Here is a 21,969-nt window from a genome sequence, read left to right on the forward strand (position 1 = left end):
TATTCGTTGATTGTTCTGATTGTTTGAAAGATTGTGATGAACGCTCCGAAGAAGTTGCTTGTCCTTTGTCTTTGTTAATCAAGGAGGCGACCGAAGTGACTTCGAAAAATAAAAGCACGGATAAAGCAATGATACTGATAACTAAATAATTTCTTTTCACTATATCTCTTCTTTCTCTTTTTCTCTTCTTAATTACTTACTTGAAAATAACTGTAAAGAATTGAAACTGCTAGTCGCAACTACTTCTCGCCTAATGATCCAAATAATCTTCCGATGCCAAAATCGTTTTTGTCACGGACTTGGGAATGACAAATTCTGGTGTTCCCATATAACCAGGAGCAATTTCATATTGAGAAAAAGTCAGAACTAATTGATGTTCTTTATTCAAATAAAAACTTCGTGTTGGTGTAACAAGTGTTGGTTTTTCTATCGTTCCTTCTTGAATATCTTGTTCAGTCCAATAGTACTTAGACGGATCTTCCTTGACTTGTTCGGCCATTTGCCGCTTGACTTCTTTTGTCAAAACAGATATATAGGTGTCATCTTTGAATAACAGCGGAAGTGAGAGCTGGACACTGTTTTTCTTATCGATCGTGTCGTATCTTTTTTCAACGTGGCTATCCGCTGCTGTTTGGGTAATCTGTCTTTCGATCACAAGAAACCGGTCATCGTCTACGATTTTCTGATAATCACCCAGAACTTGGTAATGATCCGTTTCAAGATTTCCGTATTCTTTTTCAGCTTTTTTAAAATCTGCTTGTCCTTCGTGAAAGTATTTTTGGTTTAATCCATGAATCGTTTTATTTTCTTTCTCATTTTGAGTATGGATCTTCGGTACTTGAATATCGATTTTTTCAGATTGATCAGTAAAACGTTCGCCTAAGATCAATTCAATGACTGATCCTAAAATTGGTAAGTCTTCTGCAAAGCTTCGAACTTGACTATTAAAAAGAAGACTACTTGTTGTAATCATCACGATAGCCAAAGATACTACGAACCCTTGGAGGCGTCTCTTTCTCCGTCTTGCTTTTATGAATGATTGCTCTTCGATAAGAAAACGCTGGCGGATCTCCTCTTGAAGCCCTTTTGGAATTTCTTGTTCTTTATAAGTTTTCTTTAGTTTTTTTAACTTTTCTTTTTGGGAATACATAGCGGTCTTCTCTCCTTCATTCTAGGATTTGACGTAAAACATTCAGTGAACGATACATTTTTGTTTTAACTGTGTTTTCGTTCATATCTAAGATAGTCGCAATTTCTTTCAAACGAAATCCTTCAAAAAAGTAAAGGATCAGAATCTCTTTTTCCGGACTGTCTATTTTATCTAAAATCATATGGAGTTCTGCAACGGAAGTTTCTAAAGGTAATTGCTGCGGGATATCTTGAATTTCAAATAAGTCAACAGGTGTCCTTTTTTGTTTGCGCCAACTATCTAATGCCGTGCGGATCAATATCCGGTAAAACCATGCATTAAAATGCTCGATTTCTTTTTCTTTTTCAAAATACTTCAGTGCTTTATGGAAACTATCTTGCATCACATCTAAGGCCTCTTCTTTATCATGTACGTAATTCATCGTGATACGGAACATTTTTTGATAATCAGTTTCGATGAGTCCATTCAGCAGGTGACGGTATTTTTCAATCTGCCGTTTTTTCTTATATCCAGTAAAAATCATTCTCCACTCCTTTCCGCCTCACTTAATATGACGTACAAGGTACGCTAAAAGTTTCAATTATTTTATTTTTTATGTATTTACTTTGAATTTTTATATACAAAAAAGAAGGTGTGACAAAAATCATGTCACACCTTCTTATTCTGATAGCTTCAACGTCTCTGTTGCAACCTCTGATACACGGTGTTCTAGAAGTAGCTTCTTCGGAAATAAGTGGAAATTTCTTGAAGTTGGCCACTTCCGTCACAGCCTCTACAGTAAATGATGTTTATTCTTTTTCAGAGTCAGAAAATTCTTCCTCTTCATAGTCTTCATCATCATCGTCTTCGTCTATGATACTTAAATCTTCTTCGATATTCCCAGGCAAGTCTTCTTCATCATCTGTTGGGTCATCTGCTCCAATTTCTTGCAAGTCAGAATTATAAGCAGCGATTTCTTCATCTTCATCATCATCGTCATCAAACAGATCATCGTCGTCTTCTTCTGTCAGATCTGTATCTTCTGGGTCATCGTCATTGTAATCGATCGCGTCTTCATCATCATTGATAAAGGCGTTGACTTTCTTGCGTTTACGGCGACGCGGAGTATCTTCATCCTCTTCGTCCATTCCATGGTTTACTTCTTCATCGATCGAATCGATAGCATACCATGAACGCAAACCCCAACGATTATCCCCTAATGAGATAAAGCTGCCGTCAATATTCAAGTCAGTATAAAATTGTGCGAGTGAATCACGAATTTCACTATCTGATTTGCCAAGATAGTTTTGGATTTGGTTGGCTAAATCAGAAAAATCCATGACATCGCCACGTTGTTCTAAGATCGCGTGTGCTACTTCGATCATTGATAATTCGCTTTTGTTTGCACCTTCAAATACACTAATTTCCAATCAGGACACGTCCTTTCACAGTCTACTCCTTATCATACAAAATCAGACACAAAAAATCAAACTTTTCTTTTATATTTACGCTGTAAAATCCAATGTCAAATAATATTCGCCGATTTTTTCTAGTCCCATGAACAAATCATAATCGATCCGAACCTTTCCTGCTGTGGGACGGTCTTTCAAACTTACATGCAGTTCTTTCGTAAAGGTAGCAATCTGGATCATACCGTATGGTGTTCGATAGGCTGTTTCTAATCGTTCTTTGTAACCAAATTTCAAACGCATTCGCATTTCTCCTGCACGGATCAGCTGTACATGACCATCTGGAACTAATTTGATCGTTACAGGGATTTCATCGCCTGTTTCCTCCTGAATCTCTTTATACCGTATGTACAGCGTATCGCCAATCGTCACCATTTGCCCTTTCAAATCAAAATAAAAATCTTGCACTTCCCCTTGTTGTTTCACTTTTGTACGCAATTTGATCGAAATCGGTGTTCCTTGTGATAATTCCATTCTTCATTCTCCTTTACTTCTCATAGCTACATTGTTCCTAGTTTCTTTTGTTTTGTCAACCAACTTGTCCATTTTTACAGAAAACCTTTTTTTCAAAACAACTCCTTGAATTTAGAGTATAATATTGTAGAAAATATGAATTTATAAAAAGGAGCCGGTTGAATGAACCCTGCGATTCGACTAGATCAGCACATTTATCGAAAAAACGACTTTTCCCCTTTCGCATTAACAGATATATTAACGGAATATTCCAAAGAACACCAGCAGATCTTTTTGCATTTCTGGCAATATGACTGCACCGTCATCTTAGGTATGAAAGATGTTCGGACACCTTTTCTTAGAGACGGGATCCAAACACTGAAAGATGCAGGTTATGCTCCGGTAATCAGAAACTCAGGTGGATTAGGAATCGTATCAGACGAAGGGATTTTGAATATTTCTTTGATTTTCCCCCAGAATGACAAAAAAAAAATAACCATCGATGAAGCTTACGATCAAATGCTTCGATTGACTAAATACGCCTTTCCGAAGGCACCGATTCAAGCATTCGAAATCACCCATTCTTATTGTCCTGGAACTTATGATTTAAGCATCCATGGCAAAAAATTTGCCGGCATCGCTCAGCGTCGCATCAAAAATGGGATTTCTGTTATGATGTACTTAAGTGTCAACGGTAATCAGGAAAAGCGCGGGCAAGTCATGAAACGATTTTATCAATCTGCTTTAAAAGAAGGCTTTGGTACAAATGGCTATCCTGCAGTTGATCCTGCCACAATGGCAACACTTGAAGAACTGCTTGACCATCCCCTTCTCGTAGAAGAAGTCAAAGAATCATTTGCAAAAGCTTTTGAAAAGCTGTATTCTGCAAGTGATTTACTGGATTCTACCGACTGGCTAAAAAAAGAAATCCAGCTGGAGCAATGGAACAACCAAATCCAGAGAATGGAACAACGCAATAACATAAAGGAGCTACAATATGACAACCCCTTATAAATATCAAATGCTGCCTATGGAGAAAGTTTTTCGTGACCCAGTCCATAACTATATCCATGTCCAGCATCAAGTAATCTTAGATTTGATCAACTCGAAAGAAGTCCAACGTCTGCGACGAATCAAACAATTAGGCACTGCTTCTTTCACTTTTCACGGAGCAGAACATAGCCGTTTTACCCATTCATTAGGTGTTTATGAGATTTCAAGACGAATTTGCGATATCTTTTCTCGAAATTTTCCAAAAGAAAAGATAGGCAACGGAGGCTGGGATGATCAGGAACGGCTAGTAACTTTATGTGCGGCACTATTGCATGATGTCGGTCACGGTCCTTACTCTCATACATTCGAGCATATCTTCCACACGAATCACGAGGCTATCACTGTAGAGATTATCACTTCTCCAGAAACAGAGGTGTATCAGATCCTTAACCGAGTAGAAGAAGGTTTTCCTGAAAAAGTAGCGAGCGTGATCCAAAAAACCTACCCTAATCCGCAAGTTGTCCAAATGATTTCCAGCCAGATCGATGCAGATCGAATGGACTATTTACTTCGGGATGCTTATTTCACTGGAACGGAGTATGGAACATTTGACCTTACCCGAATATTACGTGTGATTCGTCCATATGAAGGCGGGATCGCCTTTTCCATGAGCGGCATGCATGCAGTGGAAGATTATATCGTTAGCCGATATCAAATGTATGTGCAAGTGTACTTCCATCCTGTTTCCCGTGGTATGGAAGTGATCTTGGAGCATCTGCTTCATCGCGCGCACGAGTTGTATCAAGAAGATGCCAGCAGTTTTGAACTTCACTCTCAACTACTCTTGCCATTTCTTGACGGAAGCTTTACTTTAGAAGAATACCTCAAACTTGATGATGGGGTCTTGGGTACTTACTTTACTCAATGGTCTGAATCTGCTGATCCTATTTTAAATGATTTAGCTAAACGTTTTTTGAATCGTAAACCACTGAAATCCGCCACTTTTTCTGGCAACCGGGATTCAAATTTGATTCAAAAACTCACTTTGTTAGTAGAAAAGGTCGGCTATAACCCTGTTTATTACACTGCTGTCAACTCTAGCTACGATCTGCCTTATGATTTTTATCGCCCAGAACAAGGCAGACATCGCACGCAAATCGAGATTTTGCGAAATGACGGAACTTTGATAGAATTATCACAGGTTAGTCAGCTTGTTGCCGCTTTAGCGGGACAAGAACAAGGGGATGAGCGATTTTTCTTTCCAAAAGAAATGGTTGACCCATCCTTGCGTGATCATTATGATTTATTTGATGAAACTTATCAAGAATTTGCCAGCCATATCCGTAATGGCGCATTGATTGAAATAAACTGAAATATATTGGAGGAAATTATGGCTATCAAACTAGTCGCTATCGACATCGATGGTACTTTATTAAATGAGAAAAGAGAAGTAACAAAAGAAGTAAAAGAAGCGATTGCCGCTGCTGTTGCAAAAGGGGTCTCAATCGTTTTATGTACTGGTCGCCCCTTACCAGGTGTCCAAGAACAGTTAAATGAGCTGGACCTTTTTCAAGATAATGATTACGTTATTACTTATAATGGGGCACTCGTACAACAAACAAAATCAGGTAAAATCATTGCCCGTCACGGTCTGACTCATGAAGATTTTCTAGAGATCGAAGTGATGGCACGCCGTGTTGGCAGTCATCTCCATTCGATTGATGACAAAGCGATCTACACACCTAATCGAGATATCAGCGCTTATACGATCCACGAAGCAAGCTTAGTCAAGATGCCGCTAAAATATCGAACACCTGAAGAAATGACACCAGACATGAACATCGTCAAAATGATGATGATCGACGAACCAGAAATTTTAGACGCAGCAATTGCACGTTTACCGCAAACTTTCCGTGATAAATACACAACGGTCAAAAGTGCACCCTATTACTTTGAAGTACTAAATAAAGAAGCAAGTAAAGGTGCGGCAGTTGCGAATCTTGGACAGCATCTTGGTATTGATCAAGATGAAATCATGGCTATCGGGGATAACGAGAACGACTTATCCATGATTGAATATGCTGGTCTAGGAGTAGCTATGGGAAATGCCGTTTCTCTTGTCAAAGAAGCAGCAAATGTCATTACTTCATCGAACGACGAACACGGCGTAGCTGAAGCAATCAAAAAATACGTTCTGTAATAAAAAAACTGAGAGAAAGCTGTTCTACTCGCTTTCTTTCAGTTTTTATTTTTTATTTTTTTCGACCCATCTCTCGACTGCCCATCGATGGCTGCCACGTTTCAATTTTTCAAGTGCTTCTCGAGGACTGACCCACCAGATTTTATTGGTCTTTTCTGTGGGTTCTCCTATACGCTTCCAAGAATCAGCAGCAAAGAAATATCCTGGATTATAGTAATAAGTTGCACGATAATTCGAGTAAAAGTACTCATCTGCTTCTCCCAGATAGAAAGCGATTTCTGCCGCAATCCCCATTTCTTCTACTAGCTCACGAGCGATTGCTTCTTCTTTCGTCTCATCTCCTTCAATTTCCCCGCCAGGAAGAAAAAAAGCACCATTTGGAGCCTCGATTACTGCAATCTGCTGATCTCTTTCTATGACGATATATGCTGCATAACGGGTTTGATAATCAGCAAATTGCTTTTTTTCACCAAAAACTGGTTTATCCATGAATAGTTTCCACCTTAACAGTTTTATTTTCTATCCATTTTACATGAGAAATTTCTCATGAACAAGCACAAATCAACTATTTCCTTACTTCTTTTTGTTATGATTAAATAAAAGGAAAGGGAGAGATGAATCTATGAAAATGGCTCACACATGTGTTCGAGTGAAAGATCTTGAAGCATCAATCGAATTTTATCAAAAGGCATTTGGTTTTGAAGAAAGCCGCCGCCGTGATTTTCCAGAAAACAAATTTACACTTGTTTATTTGACACTTCCTGGGGATGACTATGAATTGGAGTTGACTTATAACTACGATCATGGTGCCTATGATTTAGGAAATGGTTATGGTCATATCGCTATTGCAGCTGATGATTTAGAAAAATTACATGAACAGCATAAAGCTGCAGGTCTTGAAATTACTGACTTAAAAGGATTACCTGGCACTGCGCCTTCTTACTACTTTGTCATTGACCCTGATGGTTATAAAATCGAAGTCATCCGAGGATAGTTAGTAGGGGGCATTTTGCTCTTGATTGAACAAAAAACAAACGCCAATAATTAAAATGAGACGCAAACTTTCTTTAAATTGAAAAAGTTTGCGTCTTTTTTTAATAACTATTGCAGTTATAAGGCTACCACTCTCCACTTATTTATTTTTAGTTCATTTGAAAGAAATCAAATAAACGAGGTACCTTTAGAAAACAAAACTGCTTTTCCTCCTATTATCACACGATCTTCTTTTAATTCACACTCTAGATACCCGCCCCTTGATGACATTTGGTAAGCTGACAATTTTGTTTTACTCATTCTTTTTGCCCAATAAGGAATAAGATTAGAATGTGCTGATCCACATACTGGATCTTCATTAATTGTTAATTTTGGAAAGAAGGTTCTAGAAACAAAGTCTTCTTGCACACTTTCTGCTGTCACGATGACCCCTATTCCTAAATCAAAATTTTTGATACTTGTGAAATCTGGCTGCAATTTAGCCACTGTTTTTTCATCTTCTAATACGAAAAATAAATCACGTGCTAAGTAGGCTTCTTTAATCTTAGCCCCAATCGCTTCTTCATATTCAGACAATATCGGTACTTTTTTTGGCATAATACTAGGAAAATCCATGTAATAATAATCTTCAATTCTTGTCACAAATAGATTACCGCTTTGAGTAGAAAATTTAATCGTTTCATCAAGTATTTTGTAATAGTTAAATAAAACAAATGCTGTTGCTAATGTCGCGTGACCACAAAGATCGATTTCTCGATCTGGCGTAAACCATCTAAGCTCAAATCCTTGATTTTTCTTCACTGTAAATGCTGTTTCAGATAAATTGTTTTCAATGGCAATTTTTTGCATCGTACATTCTGGCAGCCATTCTTCTAGAACATACACTGCTGCTGGATTTCCTTTGAACACCTCATCTGCAAATGCATCAACTACGTAATAATCTAAGTTCATTTTAAAGATCCTCTCTCTAATTTGTTATAAATATATTCTGCACAGCAAAGATCTTCAACAGCTAGACCAACTGCGTCGAAAATCGTCGGACTCGATTCTCCTTTGTAAACTGTTTTTTTCCCAGAAACTAATTCGCCTAATGTACCAACAATACAAGATTCCTCTAAATCTCCTTCTGACATGGCTATAAGTAGGTCTCCGCTTTCTGTTAAGGCAGCTGAGTAATCATCTACATAGATTTGAGAAGTTTCCATCAATGGTGTACTTATCTCTCTTGTATCAGGAGTAAACGTGCCCACAGCATTGATATGTGCGTCTTCCCTTACCCACTCTTTTTGAAGAAATGCCTCTTTACTAGGGGTCAACGTACAAATGATTTCCGCTGAGCGTACTGCATCTTCTACTGATATTGCATTTATAAACGTCATTTTAGGATACTGATTTTTAGCATTAGCGATAAAAGCATTTCGTCTTTCTTCTAAAATATCGTAAACAAACACTGTAGTGATGCGACGAATGGTAGAAATCGCAGCCAAATGCGACAATGCTTGTTGACCAGCTCCAATTAAAGCAAGTGTTTCTGCATGCTGATCTGCTAAGTAATCTGTTGCTAGCGCAGATACAGCAGCTGTTCGAATCCAAGTGACTGCATTTGCGTTTATCAATGCTCTGGGTAGTCCGTTTTGAGCATCAAACAAGAAAATCTCTCCTAAATGAGAAGGTAAATGATACTGATGATTATCCGGGAAAGCGGTAATGACTTTTGTTCCAAAATATCTATTCTCTCCCAAATAGGCAGGCATCATCGCAAACACATTTTTGTCTTTTCCGTCCGGTAAAATTTCCACCAATCGAGGATTTTGGCTGATTTTACCACTTTCATAATCAAAGAAACATTTTTTCATTACTTGGATCGCTTCTTCAAAACTAAAAGAAGCTACTACTTCCTCAAAATTAATAATTTTCATAGACAATTCCCTCCTCACAAAAGATTAACTTCTAAAATCAATACAATCAATGGTAAAATTGTATGGTATACAATTTTAAGGAGTGGAGAAAATGCCTATTAATTCTTATGACAACTACCCGTTAACTTGGCGGCCAGACAAACAAAAATTGAAGCGTCCTTATTATCGATCATTGATTCAACAATTAGAACAAGATATTTTAAAGAATAAATTACAGAAAAACACTCAATTACCCTCCCAAAGAGAGCTAGCTGATTATTTAGATTTAAATTTTACTACCGTTGGCAAGGCTTATAAATACGGAATTGAGAAAGGTTTGCTGTATACGAATATTGGAAGTGGCACTTTTATTTCTCCCAATGTCTTTGAATCCATTACCATCTCTACCAATGAAGTAACCGAACATATCATTGATTTTGGTCTGGTTAGTTCTTTTGAAGAATGTAATAAATTCGTTGTCCCGTTTATTCAATCAACTGGTAATAACCCAAATCTTGTTGGTTTGCTTAATTACCAAGATCCCAAAGGCACAAATTTTCAATTGACTACTGCAGCAAATTGGTTAAAAACTCAAGGAGTCATTCCGTCTTTAGAATCTCTGTCTATTGTTTCCGGTGTTCAAAATGGATTGGCTATCACACTTTCTGCACTTTTCTCTCCAGGTGATAGAATAGCAACAGACCGATATACGTACGCTAATTTCATTGAATTGGCTCAATTATATCATTTAGAGATCGTTCCAATTGATTTTGACGAGCAAGGAATGCGACCTGATATATTGATTCAGGAATGTAGAAAAAAGAAGATCCATGGTGTCTTTCTTATGCCTTCTTGCAATAATCCTATAGGGTTTCAAATCTCTCACCAAAGACGAGAGCAATTAGCCGAAGTAATTGAAAAAGAAGGTCTATGGGTTATCGAAGATGATATCCATTCTTTTTTAACAACTTATTATCAACATAAGATCATTCCTCCTTTCCAAAAATTGTTACCTAACCAAACAATCTACTTAGCTGGAATGACAAAATTTATTTGTTCTGGATTGCGAGTTGCTTATCTTGTAGCCCCAGTACATGTCCAAAGCAAGATAGAACAAGCAATTTTTAATATAAATGTGAAAACTTCTGGATTAGATGTGGAGGTCATCACTCAAATCCTCCATTCAAATGAAGCAAATAGAATCTTAGAAACTAAATTAAATCTTACGAAAAGAGCTAATCAGCTTTTTGATTCTCTTTTCAAAGTAGAAAAACCAACGAATCGTGTTCCTTATTATCGAATTCTTCCAGTTGATCCTGAGATTGATCCTAAGAGGATTGAGAATGACTTTCTGTCTAACGGCATCCGACTCTATCATTCCCGACGCTTTACTACGCGAGCACAACCGGATGCATTCGTTCGTATTTCCCTATCTTCAAACAACCTTGAGATTTTAGCTTCTGGACTAAGTATCGTAAAAGAAAAAATAAAAAAATATGAATTATAATCTATTGATAAATAAAGGAATCATAGCTGATTGATTCCTTTCGATAAAAAAAGAGGCACTACCCGAAGTTCAACAACGGATAGTGCCTCAAAAAGCAAATGAACATTTTGCACTTAAAGTAACCAAACAGCAAAAAAATTTGTCTTATATTTTATTTTCTTATTTTGCTAGATCACTAGATTTCTGTCAGAAGATGAAATTATCCAATCATGACACTTTCTTCTGGATATTTGTATTTTGATTGAGTTCTTTGTGCTTTTGTCATCAGAGAGAAGACCACAGTCAATACCCCAACTCGTCCAATGTACATAAGCGCTATAATGATCAATTTCCCTATTGCAGTCAAGTCTGGCGTCAATCCCATCGTAAGTCCTACTGTTCCAAATGCAGAGAAGACCTCAAAAGCAATATATTCGATGCCAGAAGTTTTAGGTATCGTTTCAGTCACTGATAAAATCATGATGGCGACTACACACAGTGTCAACGTGATAAAAAACAACGTGAGTGCTCGCAACACTGCGCCTTGACGGATTGTACGGCCAAATGCTTCCGCTCTCGTACGTCCTTTCAACATCGAACGCATCTGGATCAGCAACACACCTAACGTAGTTGTTTTCAATCCGCCGGCAGTCGACCCAGATGTTCCGCCAATGTACATCAAAAACATCGTTAAGATCAGACCGGCATGACTCATATGGAGGTAATCAACTGAATAATATCCAGCCGTTCTAGGTGTTACACTCATAAAAAAAGTATTTGCCAATCGTTGAAACATATTCCCTTCCACTAATGTTGCCCCATTGTGTTCTGTGAAAAAGAACACAACGAAACCGCCTAATAAAAGGGTACCTGTAACGGTTAATGCGATTTTTGAATGAATCGTCATCTTCTTTTTCTGATGATATTCCAATAAGTCACGCCAAACGATAAAGCCTAATCCGCCAGAAATGATCAAAGCTGATACCACCATGATCAAATAGACATTTTGCTGGTGATTGGCTAAACTGTCTCCTAACAAATCAAACCCTGCATTACAAAAACTAGAGATTGCGTGGAACAAACTGTACCAGATCCCTTTCAACCAGCCAAATTCAGGCACGAATACAAAAGATAAAGCAACCGTACCAATCAATTGGATCACAAAGGCCAATTTCAGGATGTAAAGCATGAGCTTCATCACACCTGATACTTCTTCTAGATTTAGCGCTTCTTTTAATATAATACGTGTGCTGAGACTGACTTTTTTCTTTATCAATGCAAAGCATAGAATCGGAACCATCATAAAGCCAAGACCGCCAATCTCAATCAAAAGCATGATCAAAAACTGACCAGCACTGTTCCAATGTTCTGCTGTATTCAATGTCGTCAATCCCGTCACGCAGACGGCAGAAGTTGCAGTGAAAAGCGCATCGATAAAATTTGTCCCATGCCCACTATTACTAAAAAATGGCAGGGTAAGTAGGCCGCCGCCAACTAAAATCAGGAGAAAAAATCCTAATGCGAGAAGCTGAACGGCCGGCAAGCGTTTCTTTATTTGTTTGTTTTGTTTAATCATCGTTTTCCTCTTTTAAAAAAGGATACCACTTAGTCAGTGGTACCCATATTTTTTACTTTGATCAACCTTGTTACTTCTGCGCGCTCGTTTTCTTCTAGCTTCATACGAATATAATAGATTGTTTCTTCTAATTGAGGGATCGTCATATATTCTAATGCATTGACTCGCCGACGTGTCTTTTCGATCTCACTTGCCATTAGCTGACAAGTTTTTTCGATTTCTGTCAGTTCCAAAAGTTTTGGAAGCAAGGTAGTAAACCGATCGATTGACCGATCCAGTTCGGCACTGGAATTCAAATACCCGTATTCCAAAGGGGTGTCTGTCAGCTGTTCATCATATTCAAAATTCATCACAGGTACTTTTACACTCATGATATTTTTGTCTACGATAGATAAATCAACGTTTTCCGCCGGCAAAGCAAACAATTCTTCGATGAAAGGTTCCGTGATTGAAGCATTTGCCAATACAAAATCAGACATTGCTTCTGTCATGGACTCTTCCATTTCTTGACGCAGTTGGTTGTTCTTTCGAATCAACAGAATGAATTGACGCATCAGTTCATCTTGCTTATCTTTTAATAATTTATGCCCTCTTGTGGCAGTTGTCAACTGTTTTTTCAATCGGGTCAATTCCATGCGGGTCGGATTCACATTCAATCGTGCCATCAGAACTCACTTCCCTTCTGGCAGATATTTGTCCAGCATGTCGTCTTTGATTCGTTTTAATTCGGTTCTTGGCAACATCGATAGCAGTTCCCACCCTAGATCAAGTGTTTCAGTAATCGAACGGTTCGTGTAGAATCCTTGATTGACATATTCTTTTTCAAACCGCTCAGCAAACTTCGCATAGATCTTGTCTACATCAGATAAAGCAGATTCTCCTAAAACTACGGCTAATTCTTTTGCCTGCTTTCCTTGTGCATAGGCTGCAAAAAGCTGATTCATCGTAGCCGCATGGTCTTCTCTTGTCTTTCCGGGTCCAGTTCCTTTATCTTTTAACCGCGAAAGAGACGGAAGTACATCAATTGGTGGTTGTATCCCACTCTTGTAAAGCTCTCTAGTCAAGATGATCTGGCCTTCTGTAATATAACCAGTCAAGTCAGGGATCGGATGAGTCTTATCGTCTTCTGGCATTGTTAAAATCGGAATTTGAGTAACTGATCCTTTTAGTCCGCGGATCCTTCCTGCTCGTTCGAACAAAGTAGCTAAGTTCGTGTAAAGATACCCAGGATAGCCTCTTCTTCCTGGAACTTCTCGCCGTGCTGCAGAAATCTCTCGCAATGCCTCTGCATAGTTGGTCATGTCTGTCATGATAACCAATACATGCATTCCTTTTTCATAAGCAAGATATTCTGCAGCAGTCAAAGCCATACGAGGAGTAGCAATACGTTCGATTGCAGGATCGTTTGCTAAATTCATGAACATGACAGAACGGTCGATTGCACCAGTTTGTCGAAAATCTTCCATGAAAAATTCTGCTTCTTCAAAAGTGATCCCAATAGCAGCAAAGACTACGGCGAAATCATCTGATGAATCAAGTACCGTTGCTTGTCGCGCGATCTGAGCAGCTAATTCTTTGTGAGGAAGACCAGAACCAGAAAATACTGGTAATTTTTGTCCACGAACTAATGTGTTCAAATGATCGATTGCAGAGATTCCTGTTTGGATAAACTCATCTGGATAATCCCGAGCTACTGGATTGATTACTTCTCCGTTAATATCCAAATACTTTTCAGGCAGAATTTCTGGTCCATTATCTTTTGGACGTCCCAAGCCATCGAATACTCGACCGATCATGTCTTCCGATACACCTAGTTCTAAAGGATGTCCTAAAAATCGTACAGAAGAGTCACGTAAATTGATTCCACTTGTTCCTTCAAATATTTGGACCATTGCTTTATCTTCTTGGACTTCCAATACTTGTCCACGACGAATCTCCCCATTTTGCATACGGACTTCGATTAATTCTTCATATTTGACACCAGCAACTTTTTCAACCGCCATCAATGGACCGACGACTTCACCGATCGTACGATATTCTTTAATCATTGCTCATGCCTCCTTCTGAAACGATTGTTTGCATCGTTTGCTTGATTTCACCGATAATTTGATCTAGTTTTTCTAATTCTGTTTCCGGGATATATTTGCTTCGTCCGATCCTTTCACGAATCGACACGGTACCGTCCATGATCTCACTTAAATAAGCACCTAACGACAACGCACGGCGTCCTTCTTCACCAAAGGTCAAGATCATCTTCAACATTTTGAATTGTTTCTCTCTTGAAGTGAATGTATCAACATCATCAAAAGCATTTTGCTGCAAATAATCTTCACGAATGGATTTTGCCACTTCTAACGTCAGACGGTCATTATCTGAAAGGGAATCAATCCCTACCAAACGCACGATTTCATTCAGCTGCTGTTCTTCCTGCAAAATACGCATGCCCTCAGTGACCATGGATGCCCAGTCAGCTTGAAGGATATGATCCATGTACTTCCCTACTTCTGTTGAATAAAGAGAATAACTTTGGATCCAATCGATCGAAGGAAAATGTCTTTTTTGGGCTAAAGTCGAATCAAGTCCCCAGAATACTTTTACGACCCGCAATGTATTTTGTGTGACTGGTTCCGAAATATCTCCTCCAGAAGGCGATACAGCACTGATTGCGGTTATACTTCCTTCGCGACCTTCTGATCCTAAAGCAATGACTCTTCCAGATCGTTCATAGTATTCCGCAAGACGGGAACCAAGATAAGCTGGATAACCTTCATCACCAGGCATTTCTTCCAAACGTCCGCTCATCTCACGAAGTGCTTCTGCCCATCGCGAAGTGGAGTCTGCCATGATAGCAACGTCATAACCCATGTCACGGAAATATTCCGCAATCGTGATTCCCGTATAGATAGAAGCTTCTCGAGCCGCTACTGGCATGTTAGATGTATTGGCAATCAATACCGTACGTTCCATCAACGATTCTCCTGTATTAGGGTCAATCAATTCAGGGAATTCATTTAAAACATCCGTCATCTCATTTCCGCGTTCACCGCATCCCACATAAACGACCATGTCCACATCGGCCCATTTTGCGATTTGATGCTGAACGACTGTTTTTCCTGCACCAAATGGACCAGGAACAGCTGCTGCTCCCCCTTTTGTCACTGGGAAGAACGTATCGATCACTCGCTGTCCGGTGATCATCGGTGCATCAGGGTTTAATTTTTCTTTGATTGGTCGACTACGTCTGACTGGCCATTTTTGGAGCATCGTCAAGTTTTTGTCACCATTTTCAGTTTCAACGACACATACGGTTTCATCAATAGTGAACGACCCTTTTTCGATTGTTTTGATCGTACCTTTTATCCCATTTGGCACCATGATTTTGTGTTTGATAACTTTTGTTTCTTCTACGATTCCAATCACATCGCCAGCACTAATCGTTTCTCCGGCTTCTAATGTGGGTTCGAACCACCATTTTTTCTCATGATCCAATGCAGGCAATTGGACTCCCCGTCCTAAGAAATTACTTTGTGTGATTTCCATAAAGGTATCTAATGGCCGTTGGATTCCGTCAAACATTTGTGAAATGATCCCTGGTCCTAATTCAACAGATAAAGCTTCACCAGTAGAGCGAACCGGTTCGCCTGGACCAATTCCAGAAGTCTCTTCATATACTTGAATAGACGCCACATCGCCACGCATCTCGATAATTTCTCCGATAACTCCTAGATCTCCCACTAAACACATGTCCTGGATACTGGCATCAGACATGTTTTCAGCCATTACAAGAGGTCCGGAGACTTTTATGATTTTTCCAATTTGCAAAATTTCTATCTCCTTTTCATACTATAAGATATTTTGACCTACTGCTTTTTCTACGTTCTTTTGAATTTCTTCCAGCCCAATCCCTAATGATCCTTGATGATTGGGAATCAATACGATAGCAGGTATCATTTGTTCCTTGTAACGTTCGATCGTTTCTGGGCTCAATGCTGCACATTGCTCCGTGACATAAATCACGCCATATTCATTCTTTGCCATTTCTTCAATTGCCTGACGAACGGTCTGCTTGGTTGTACCGTAACGAACATCAAAGCCAAACAATTTGAATGGCAAAACAGAATCTTTGTCGCCAACTACACCGATCTTATGCGTCATAGACTTGTCTCACCCGCTTTCTGATTGTTTCTGGTTCGAAATGGCTTCTTTTGCCGATAACCAGTAAACGAAGGTTTTTGCTTTCTACCTCTTTTGCGTTCAAAAAGGCTAGTAGTGGCAGTGGTCCGAAAGCTTGGGTTTGTGCTTCTTGATACAATGAACTTAGATAATCATCTTTCAACTGTTCAAGCTTTACGAGATCAAGATTTCCCTCACGGATGACAGGACGCAGAAACTCAGCATAATCTGTCTCCAATAGAAAATTCGTGTAAGCTTCCATGTCTTTATCTACAAAGTTCAAAAATACTTCTTTTTCGATACTTCCCGAACTGGAAAGCACTGTTGTCATGAATCCATATGTTCTTTTCTGCAATATTCCTCGAGCCATCGTTGTGATATTGGTCAAGTCAATAAAAGCAATGACTTCTTTCAGCAATTCTTGATATCCTAGCTTATCGGCAAGCCGTCGCTGCTCTGTCAAAAACTGCCGATCATAGATCACATCGATTCCCTGAAGAATGGTAGACTCTTCAAAATAATCGCGGACTTCTCGTATACTGTCCATAATGCTTTCAGGGAGTTCATTTGAAACTTGCGTATGAACGGCATCCTTCAAGGTTTCTAATGAATAAAACCCATCGTCGATATACAAATAGTCCAGATTTTGATTTGTCATCTCGGCCTTTGTTAAAACTTTCAGATTATGGAAAGTATAGCGCATCGTGTAGATCCAAACGATTTCAGGCTCCGGTGCTGATTCCTTTAACCAGCGAAATAGACGGCTCTGCTCCTTTAAAAGATTCTGTTCGAAGTCATATTCATATCCGTCATAGATATATGGACTGTAAATCGTGGATTTCAATATTTCACCAAGTGCTTCGACAGAATTGGTTTGAATCATCCGTTCAAATGTCTCATTGGACAAAAGTTCAAGCTCTCTTCCGCGAATCAAGGGATTTAGTTCGTGGTATTCCATACACTGATCCCTCCTTATTCGAATAATTGATTGGCAATCTCAAAACTCATCGTTCCTTGGATATCTTGTACAAGGCTGCTGAAAAGAAAATTATACTGAACTCCTTGATCGTTTATCAGAAAACCAGCTTGACCAGCAACAGATTCATCGCTTAAAACCATCGTAAAGGGAAGTTCATTGTTCCATTCATCCAGCAATGTCTGAGAAAGATAAGCTGCTGATTTTTCTCCAGCAATGAATGCTACTTTGCCTGTCAAAGGTAATGAATACAATGAATTTTTGATAAACTGGATTTGTTCAGATTCATCCCAATTCTCCATTTCAGCTATTGCATCTGCAAACAATCGTCGTAAAAATTCCTGCTTCGCATTCAAATTTTCTTGTCGTACTTCTACTTGTTGGCGATTCCTAAGCTGACGGTATTTTTTTTCAAGTAATTCGATTTGTTTTTCTTTTTGTTTTTGATGTTCTGTTTCGATTTGCGTACGTTTTTGTTCAAAGTTTTGATCGATCTTCATTCGCTCTTCTTGCTCTAACGCCGCTCTTTCTTGCTCTGCTGCTTCATTCATCTGAGAGATGATTTTTTCAATGGCGTTCATCTGCTTTTCCTCCTTTATGCTTAGGCATTCAATACTAATAGGAAGGAAATAACGAAACCTAAAATCGCATATGTTTCAACCATCGCAGCAAAAATGATTCCTTTTGTAGCATGTTCAGGTTTTTTCGCTAAAATTTGAATACCTGCTGCTGCAACTTTCCCTTGGGCGATACCTGAAAACAAGCCTGTAAAAGCAATCGGCAGAGAAGCGCCTAAAAAGTTCAATCCTTGTACAACTGACATATCATTTCCTAAATTGATAAAAATCAAAAAGGCGATAACGAATCCATACAACCCTTGCGTACCTGGAAGCAATTGCAGAATCAGAGCCTGTCCGAATTTTTCGGGTTGACTTGTTGTTAACGCTGCTGCTGCCTCACCTGTCATTCCAACACCTTTAGCTGAACCGATCCCTGAAAAAATCGTCGCTGTTGCCATCGCTAATACTGCAAATACCATTCCACCATTTTGACTAATTAAGTAATCCATCATTGTATAAAAATCCTCCAATTATTTATTGTTTTTTTTCTTATGATTGATGTTGACGTATTTTTCCGCCGTTTTCAGCGGGTCAAAGGCACGTCCGCCTCCTGTATAAAATTTCCCAAAAAATTCGACATACTGCAATCGTGCGCCATGGACATAGGCACTCAACAGTGTCAAAAACATATTCAGTGCGTGTAAAGCGATGATCAAAAGGATCCCTACACTGAATCGAGCGGCTGGCGGCATGAAAGCAACCAGCATATTGAATGCCGCGCCAATACTTCCGCCTGAAATACCTAATGCCATCAAACGTGTATAACTGACTAAATCACCGATATAACCCGTCAATCCGTAAAGATTATACGCTCCTTTGGCAGCACCCTTGACTTTAGACGGCGATTGGATAATCGGCACGATTAAGATACATAAAGCAGCAATGATCGATAGCCCCGCGCCAAGATAAACAAATGCTGTATTTTTTATCAACATGGCACCAATCAATGCAATAACGATCCCAATCAGGATCCCTTGCCAGGCAAATCCATCACTGACAGCACTCAAGTAATCTTTTCTCCTGATATTTTCCTTTGCTGCCACAAATAATCCAACCAAGATCTGTATCAGACCGAAAATCACGGATAAAATCAAAATCGTATTGACGTCATCCGTTGTAGATAGGATTGGGAAAGGCAAGCGGATGCCAAATAGTTCTTTTGGTAATGCCTGTCCGAAAAATGAACTGTAGATCAATCCCCAGATGATCGATGGTACCGAGAGAATCTCAAAGAATTTTACGAAACGTTTCATCCCACGTGGTAAAACAAGTAGTTTTTGAGCTAGTATTGTCCCAATGAGCATCAGCAATCCGTAACCAACATCTGCGACCATCATCCCGAAGAAGACAAGATAAAATGGTGTCATCCAAGGCGTTGGATCTACTTCTTCATATTTTGGCAGACTGTACATTTCAGTCAGCAATTCAAAAGGTTCGATAAGCGGATGGTTTTTCAATTTAGTAGGGACTTCCTGCTGAATCTCTTCTGAGTTTGGTGTTTCGAAACTAATATATATATCTTCTTCTGATACAGTTTCGGTTAACACATGCATCAAATTCTGTTTTTCTTCTGCATCTACCCAACCTTGCAAAACGATCAGATAAGTCGCATGGATAAACCGTTCTTTTACTTTTTCCCGTTCTGCAACGGCAAGTGTGACTTCTTCTACCCATTCAAATTCTTGGATATAGCCGCTGCACTGACCTAACGCTGTCGTTATCTTTTTTTGCTGCTCATGAACAATGGATAATTGCTGTTTGGTTTCTTGCAATTTTTCTTTAGGATTTTGTTCATAAGGATACGTTTCTTTATTGAACCCGTATTTCCCAGCAATTTCTTCTATAGCAGCAGCTGATTTTTTTAAAGCAACATACGAAAGATAAACTTGTTTTGGCGTATAATCTATTTCTTCCATATAAACGTCATCAAGCTTACTTAGTTCTTCCTTGAAACTTTCAAAATTTGCTGCACTCACAGTCCCCATCTCAAAAATGGTCGTCTTACTTGCATACATACTTGGAGCAATATCCAGCTGTTGCCAATGAAGAAGCCATTCTTCCTCTTCTTCTAAACGATCACGTTTTTCAGTTAGCTGTTCCCACTTTTCTTTTAAATCAAGGACTTCTTCTAATTTATTCATGAAATTTTCTTCGGAATAATTTGCTTCCAAGTCTTGTAAGGAAAGTTCTTGACGTTTCAAATGGAGTTTCTTTTGACGGCTATCGCCGTGGTGTTGTATGAATTGGATAGCTTCTTGGATGTCTTTCAGCCGATTGCCTAAAGCGCTTAATTTTGCTTCTTTATCAATAATCGTGGTATCTGGAAAATATTTTTCTACCCACTGGTTGTTTGTTCTATTTTGATACAGATCCCGGATTTCAACATTTTGGATTCCTTGTACTGCTTGTAAAATCCTCTCCTGATTTCTTTTATCTGAAATGAGGGTCACTTTTTCCATCTTAGTGACGGCCATAAGTTTCTTTCACCCTTTCAATGATTGCACCGATTGCTTGACTCTGATGCTTTTGATATTGGTCTTTCAAAGTTGCTTGCACCTTGTCTGCTTCTGCTTTCAATTTCATTTTTTCTTTTTCTAATTCTTGCTTTTCGAATTGTTCTTTTTCTTCTACCAACTGTTTCAGCTGTTGCCGACTGTTCGTTTGGATTATCTCCAATTCTTGCTCTTTTTCTTCTGCATAGGTCTTCAACTGCTGCCGTAGGGTTCGAGCACGCTTCTCATTTTCTTCTTCTGCTTTTCGGATTTGTTCCAAAGCTTCTAACACTTGCTTCACTTCCTTTCGATTTAAAAAAGAGGTACATGCTTTCTTTTTTCATTGAAAGTATGTACCTCTAAAGATAACTTAGTATAGGCAGGCCCCTTCAATAAAATGTCCTTCTCACCCCTTGAAGAACTAGATCCTTGAAGCTTACGCCCAACCTTTTTATTTCTGCTTACTTTTTATTATAACAAATTAAGCAATATTTTCAACTATCGTCATGAATTTCACACGAAAATTCTCTTTACAGATAGTAACACAGCAAGAACAGATAAGTATAGGGGCAAGTCTTACATAGTTTAAATTTTTTTAAATCCTTGTTACAATTAGTCTACTTTAGGGGGAATAAAAATGAAACCAATCATCGGCATTGCCGGGAATCAACTGATTCGAGCGACAGATACTTTCCAAGGAAATCAAGTAAGCTATACACCGCAGGGATTTGTGGATGCAGTTTTAGATGCTCAAGGATTACCTCTTATTCTGCCAGTCATGTATCCAGATTCAGCGCCTCAACTAATTGAGAAAATCGACAAACTCATTCTTGCAGGCGGTCAGGATGTTAGTCCGCAACTTTACATGGAAGACCCTCATCCCAAACTGACGGAAACAAATATTCAACGAGACCAATTCGAACAGGCATTGATCTTGGAAGCATTGAAACAAAGAAAACCGATTTTTGCAGTCTGCCGAGGACTTCAACTATTGAATGTCGTGTTGGAGGGAACACTTTATCAAGATCTTTCATTATATCCAAAATGGTCCGTAAAACACGAACAACAGCCCACTGCCCCGCAGTTTGCAACTCACGAAGTCAAAATCGTTTCGGACAGTTTATTAAGTGACCTTCTCCCTGATTCATACTTTGTGAATTCCTATCATCATCAGGCAGTCAAAGATCTTTCTCCTTTGTTAAAAGCCATCGCCTTTTCCAACGATGGACTCATTGAAGCAGTCCAAAGTAAAGATAATATGCACAAAATCCTTGGTGTCCAATGGCATCCGGAACTTTCTCATCGTGTAAATTCATCTGAACAGCGTTTATTCGATTTCTTTGTGAATGAATTTTAATCGTTTTTCTGATTAGGTCGTGAGCCTGCCGTTTAACTCTGAGTCACAAGGAACAATTTCAAAAAACAGCTTCTCATGTTTGATGGATATTGTGACTTGTGATCGAGGAGTTGGCAGGAGAACGCCGTTTAAGGAAGAGGTTGTGAAAAAGCTG

Annotated in this window: 23 protein-coding genes, 1 pseudogene and 1 other annotated feature; of the genes and pseudogenes, 6 read left to right on the forward strand and 18 right to left on the reverse strand. The window is 38.9% G+C overall.

Features of this window, described 5'->3' with window-relative positions:
- The 5 genes and pseudogenes from HMPREF2988_RS00645 to HMPREF2988_RS00665 all read right to left on the reverse strand — a co-directional run.
- Positions 1–160: pseudogene (locus HMPREF2988_RS00645) on the reverse strand (polysaccharide deacetylase family protein); the annotation flags it as partial.
- 90 nt (positions 161–250) lie between these two features.
- Positions 251–1,150 (reverse strand): RsiV family protein, encoded by a 900-nt coding sequence (locus HMPREF2988_RS00650; RefSeq protein ID WP_070769802.1) that lies wholly within the window; start codon positions 1,148–1,150, stop codon positions 251–253.
- A 16-nt stretch (positions 1,151–1,166) separates the two neighbouring features.
- Positions 1,167–1,673: an RNA polymerase sigma factor gene (locus HMPREF2988_RS00655; RefSeq protein ID WP_002334868.1), complete on the reverse strand. Its 507-nt coding sequence runs from the start codon at positions 1,671–1,673 to the stop codon at positions 1,167–1,169.
- Between the two features lie 265 nt (positions 1,674–1,938).
- Complete coding sequence (gene rpoE / locus HMPREF2988_RS00660; RefSeq protein ID WP_002292825.1) at positions 1,939–2,559, reverse strand: DNA-directed RNA polymerase subunit delta; 621 nt, start codon at positions 2,557–2,559, stop codon at positions 1,939–1,941.
- Between the two features lie 75 nt (positions 2,560–2,634).
- Entirely contained in the window at positions 2,635–3,072 is a 438-nt protein-coding gene (locus tag HMPREF2988_RS00665; RefSeq protein WP_002334869.1) for a YwiB family protein, read from the reverse strand.
- Between the two features lie 162 nt (positions 3,073–3,234).
- Here HMPREF2988_RS00665 and HMPREF2988_RS00670 point away from each other — a divergent pair, with 162 nt between their 5' ends.
- Genes HMPREF2988_RS00670 through yidA form a run of 3 tightly spaced genes read left to right on the forward strand, consistent with a single transcriptional unit; the run spans position 3,235 to position 6,244 of the window.
- Complete coding sequence (locus HMPREF2988_RS00670; protein ID WP_070769803.1) at positions 3,235–4,065, forward strand: lipoate--protein ligase family protein; 831 nt, start codon at positions 3,235–3,237, stop codon at positions 4,063–4,065.
- Complete coding sequence (locus HMPREF2988_RS00675) at positions 4,049–5,416, forward strand: HD domain-containing protein (RefSeq protein WP_002292830.1); 1,368 nt, start codon at positions 4,049–4,051, stop codon at positions 5,414–5,416. The genes HMPREF2988_RS00670 and HMPREF2988_RS00675 overlap by 17 nt, the downstream gene beginning before the upstream one ends.
- A gap of 18 nt (positions 5,417–5,434) precedes the next feature.
- Entirely contained in the window at positions 5,435–6,244 is an 810-nt protein-coding gene (gene yidA / locus HMPREF2988_RS00680) for a sugar-phosphatase (protein WP_002292832.1), read from the forward strand.
- A gap of 45 nt (positions 6,245–6,289) precedes the next feature.
- Here yidA and HMPREF2988_RS00685 read toward each other — a convergent pair whose 3' ends face one another.
- Entirely contained in the window at positions 6,290–6,733 is a 444-nt protein-coding gene (locus HMPREF2988_RS00685) for an NUDIX hydrolase (RefSeq protein WP_070769804.1), read from the reverse strand.
- A gap of 133 nt (positions 6,734–6,866) precedes the next feature.
- Here HMPREF2988_RS00685 and HMPREF2988_RS00690 point away from each other — a divergent pair, with 133 nt between their 5' ends.
- Complete coding sequence (locus HMPREF2988_RS00690) at positions 6,867–7,238, forward strand: lactoylglutathione lyase (protein ID WP_002308538.1); 372 nt, start codon at positions 6,867–6,869, stop codon at positions 7,236–7,238.
- Between the two features lie 167 nt (positions 7,239–7,405).
- Here the strand turns inward: HMPREF2988_RS00690 and HMPREF2988_RS00695 are convergent, their stop codons facing one another.
- Complete coding sequence (locus HMPREF2988_RS00695) at positions 7,406–8,188, reverse strand: PhzF family phenazine biosynthesis protein (protein ID WP_070769805.1); 783 nt, start codon at positions 8,186–8,188, stop codon at positions 7,406–7,408.
- Positions 8,185–9,156 carry an ornithine cyclodeaminase family protein gene (locus HMPREF2988_RS00700; protein ID WP_070769806.1) on the reverse strand — a complete coding sequence of 324 codons (972 nt, stop codon included), beginning with the start codon at positions 9,154–9,156 and terminating at the stop codon, positions 8,185–8,187. The genes HMPREF2988_RS00695 and HMPREF2988_RS00700 overlap by 4 nt, the downstream gene beginning before the upstream one ends.
- A gap of 91 nt (positions 9,157–9,247) precedes the next feature.
- On the opposite strand from HMPREF2988_RS00700, the gene HMPREF2988_RS00705 reads away from it, so the two are divergent.
- The gene (locus tag HMPREF2988_RS00705; protein ID WP_002320265.1) at positions 9,248–10,642 is read left to right on the forward strand and encodes an aminotransferase-like domain-containing protein; all 1,395 of its coding nucleotides are present in this window, start codon (positions 9,248–9,250) and stop codon (positions 10,640–10,642) included.
- Positions 10,643–10,841: 199 nt separating this feature from the next.
- Here HMPREF2988_RS00705 and HMPREF2988_RS00710 read toward each other — a convergent pair whose 3' ends face one another.
- Genes HMPREF2988_RS00710 through HMPREF2988_RS00755 form a run of 10 tightly spaced genes read right to left on the reverse strand, consistent with a single transcriptional unit; the run spans position 10,842 to position 20,759 of the window.
- Complete coding sequence (locus HMPREF2988_RS00710; protein ID WP_002292840.1) at positions 10,842–12,197, reverse strand: TrkH family potassium uptake protein; 1,356 nt, start codon at positions 12,195–12,197, stop codon at positions 10,842–10,844.
- 29 nt (positions 12,198–12,226) lie between these two features.
- Positions 12,227–12,862: a V-type ATP synthase subunit D gene (locus tag HMPREF2988_RS00715; RefSeq protein ID WP_002292841.1), complete on the reverse strand. Its 636-nt coding sequence runs from the start codon at positions 12,860–12,862 to the stop codon at positions 12,227–12,229.
- A gap of 6 nt (positions 12,863–12,868) precedes the next feature.
- The gene (locus HMPREF2988_RS00720; protein ID WP_002313473.1) at positions 12,869–14,245 is read right to left on the reverse strand and encodes a V-type ATP synthase subunit B; all 1,377 of its coding nucleotides are present in this window, start codon (positions 14,243–14,245) and stop codon (positions 12,869–12,871) included.
- Positions 14,238–16,019, reverse strand: coding sequence for a V-type ATP synthase subunit A (locus HMPREF2988_RS00725; RefSeq protein WP_002320263.1), 1,782 nt, complete (start codon positions 16,017–16,019; stop codon positions 14,238–14,240). Before HMPREF2988_RS00725 ends, HMPREF2988_RS00720 begins: the two co-directional genes overlap by 8 nt.
- A 21-nt stretch (positions 16,020–16,040) precedes the next feature.
- Positions 16,041–16,352, reverse strand: a complete 312-nt coding sequence (locus tag HMPREF2988_RS00730; protein WP_002292844.1) for a V-type ATP synthase subunit F — start codon at positions 16,350–16,352, stop codon at positions 16,041–16,043.
- A complete protein-coding gene (locus tag HMPREF2988_RS00735; protein ID WP_002292845.1) occupies positions 16,342–17,328 on the reverse strand; it encodes a V-type ATPase subunit in 987 nt (328 codons plus the stop codon). Before HMPREF2988_RS00735 ends, HMPREF2988_RS00730 begins: the two co-directional genes overlap by 11 nt.
- A 14-nt stretch (positions 17,329–17,342) precedes the next feature.
- Positions 17,343–17,927: a V-type ATP synthase subunit E gene (locus HMPREF2988_RS00740; protein WP_002292847.1), complete on the reverse strand. Its 585-nt coding sequence runs from the start codon at positions 17,925–17,927 to the stop codon at positions 17,343–17,345.
- Positions 17,928–17,947: 20 nt separating this feature from the next.
- Entirely contained in the window at positions 17,948–18,418 is a 471-nt protein-coding gene (locus tag HMPREF2988_RS00745; RefSeq protein ID WP_002292848.1) for a V-type ATP synthase subunit K, read from the reverse strand.
- A gap of 18 nt (positions 18,419–18,436) precedes the next feature.
- Positions 18,437–20,440, reverse strand: a complete 2,004-nt coding sequence (locus HMPREF2988_RS00750) for a V-type ATP synthase subunit I (protein ID WP_070769807.1) — start codon at positions 20,438–20,440, stop codon at positions 18,437–18,439.
- Entirely contained in the window at positions 20,427–20,759 is a 333-nt protein-coding gene (locus HMPREF2988_RS00755; protein ID WP_002320976.1) for a hypothetical protein, read from the reverse strand. Before HMPREF2988_RS00755 ends, HMPREF2988_RS00750 begins: the two co-directional genes overlap by 14 nt.
- 99 nt (positions 20,760–20,858) lie before the next feature.
- Positions 20,859–20,906: a sequence feature (sodium ion sensor (DUF1646 type); this cis-regulatory element may regulate processes involved in with the transportation of sodium ions), on the reverse strand.
- Positions 20,907–21,095: 189 nt separating this feature from the next.
- Here HMPREF2988_RS00755 and HMPREF2988_RS00760 point away from each other — a divergent pair.
- On the forward strand, positions 21,096–21,815 hold the full coding sequence (locus tag HMPREF2988_RS00760) for a gamma-glutamyl-gamma-aminobutyrate hydrolase family protein (protein WP_002314650.1): 720 nt from the start codon (positions 21,096–21,098) through the stop codon (positions 21,813–21,815).
- The last annotated feature ends 154 nt before the right edge of the window (positions 21,816–21,969 follow it).

The sequence above is a fragment of the Enterococcus sp. HMSC061C05 genome, assembly GCF_001814765.1.
Taxonomy (GTDB): Bacteria; Bacillota; Bacilli; order Lactobacillales; family Enterococcaceae; genus Enterococcus_B; species Enterococcus_B lactis.

What these genes read in the sequence shown, in the direction of transcription:
- HMPREF2988_RS00705 (WP_002320265.1), top strand. Translation starts at nt 9,248, where the DNA reads ATGCCTATTAATTCTTATGACAACTACCCGTTAACTTGGCGGCCAGAC.
- HMPREF2988_RS00650 (WP_070769802.1), bottom strand. Translation starts at nt 1,150, where the DNA reads ATGTATTCCCAAAAAGAAAAGTTAAAAAAACTAAAGAAAACTTATAAA.
- HMPREF2988_RS00670 (WP_070769803.1), top strand. Translation starts at nt 3,235, where the DNA reads ATGAACCCTGCGATTCGACTAGATCAGCACATTTATCGAAAAAACGAC.
- HMPREF2988_RS00695 (WP_070769805.1), bottom strand. Translation starts at nt 8,188, where the DNA reads ATGAACTTAGATTATTACGTAGTTGATGCATTTGCAGATGAGGTGTTC.
- HMPREF2988_RS00760 (WP_002314650.1), top strand. Translation starts at nt 21,096, where the DNA reads ATGAAACCAATCATCGGCATTGCCGGGAATCAACTGATTCGAGCGACA.
- HMPREF2988_RS00690 (WP_002308538.1), top strand. Translation starts at nt 6,867, where the DNA reads ATGAAAATGGCTCACACATGTGTTCGAGTGAAAGATCTTGAAGCATCA.
- HMPREF2988_RS00720 (WP_002313473.1), bottom strand. Translation starts at nt 14,245, where the DNA reads ATGATTAAAGAATATCGTACGATCGGTGAAGTCGTCGGTCCATTGATG.
- HMPREF2988_RS00700 (WP_070769806.1), bottom strand. Translation starts at nt 9,156, where the DNA reads ATGAAAATTATTAATTTTGAGGAAGTAGTAGCTTCTTTTAGTTTTGAA.
- HMPREF2988_RS00740 (WP_002292847.1), bottom strand. Translation starts at nt 17,927, where the DNA reads ATGAACGCCATTGAAAAAATCATCTCTCAGATGAATGAAGCAGCAGAG.
- HMPREF2988_RS00655 (WP_002334868.1), bottom strand. Translation starts at nt 1,673, where the DNA reads ATGATTTTTACTGGATATAAGAAAAAACGGCAGATTGAAAAATACCGT.
- HMPREF2988_RS00715 (WP_002292841.1), bottom strand. Translation starts at nt 12,862, where the DNA reads ATGGCACGATTGAATGTGAATCCGACCCGCATGGAATTGACCCGATTG.
- HMPREF2988_RS00735 (WP_002292845.1), bottom strand. Translation starts at nt 17,328, where the DNA reads ATGGAATACCACGAACTAAATCCCTTGATTCGCGGAAGAGAGCTTGAA.
- yidA (WP_002292832.1), top strand. Translation starts at nt 5,435, where the DNA reads ATGGCTATCAAACTAGTCGCTATCGACATCGATGGTACTTTATTAAAT.
- HMPREF2988_RS00710 (WP_002292840.1), bottom strand. Translation starts at nt 12,197, where the DNA reads ATGATTAAACAAAACAAACAAATAAAGAAACGCTTGCCGGCCGTTCAG.
- HMPREF2988_RS00730 (WP_002292844.1), bottom strand. Translation starts at nt 16,352, where the DNA reads ATGACGCATAAGATCGGTGTAGTTGGCGACAAAGATTCTGTTTTGCCA.
- HMPREF2988_RS00675 (WP_002292830.1), top strand. Translation starts at nt 4,049, where the DNA reads ATGACAACCCCTTATAAATATCAAATGCTGCCTATGGAGAAAGTTTTT.
- HMPREF2988_RS00665 (WP_002334869.1), bottom strand. Translation starts at nt 3,072, where the DNA reads ATGGAATTATCACAAGGAACACCGATTTCGATCAAATTGCGTACAAAA.
- HMPREF2988_RS00745 (WP_002292848.1), bottom strand. Translation starts at nt 18,418, where the DNA reads ATGATGGATTACTTAATTAGTCAAAATGGTGGAATGGTATTTGCAGTA.
- HMPREF2988_RS00750 (WP_070769807.1), bottom strand. Translation starts at nt 20,440, where the DNA reads ATGGCCGTCACTAAGATGGAAAAAGTGACCCTCATTTCAGATAAAAGA.
- HMPREF2988_RS00685 (WP_070769804.1), bottom strand. Translation starts at nt 6,733, where the DNA reads ATGGATAAACCAGTTTTTGGTGAAAAAAAGCAATTTGCTGATTATCAA.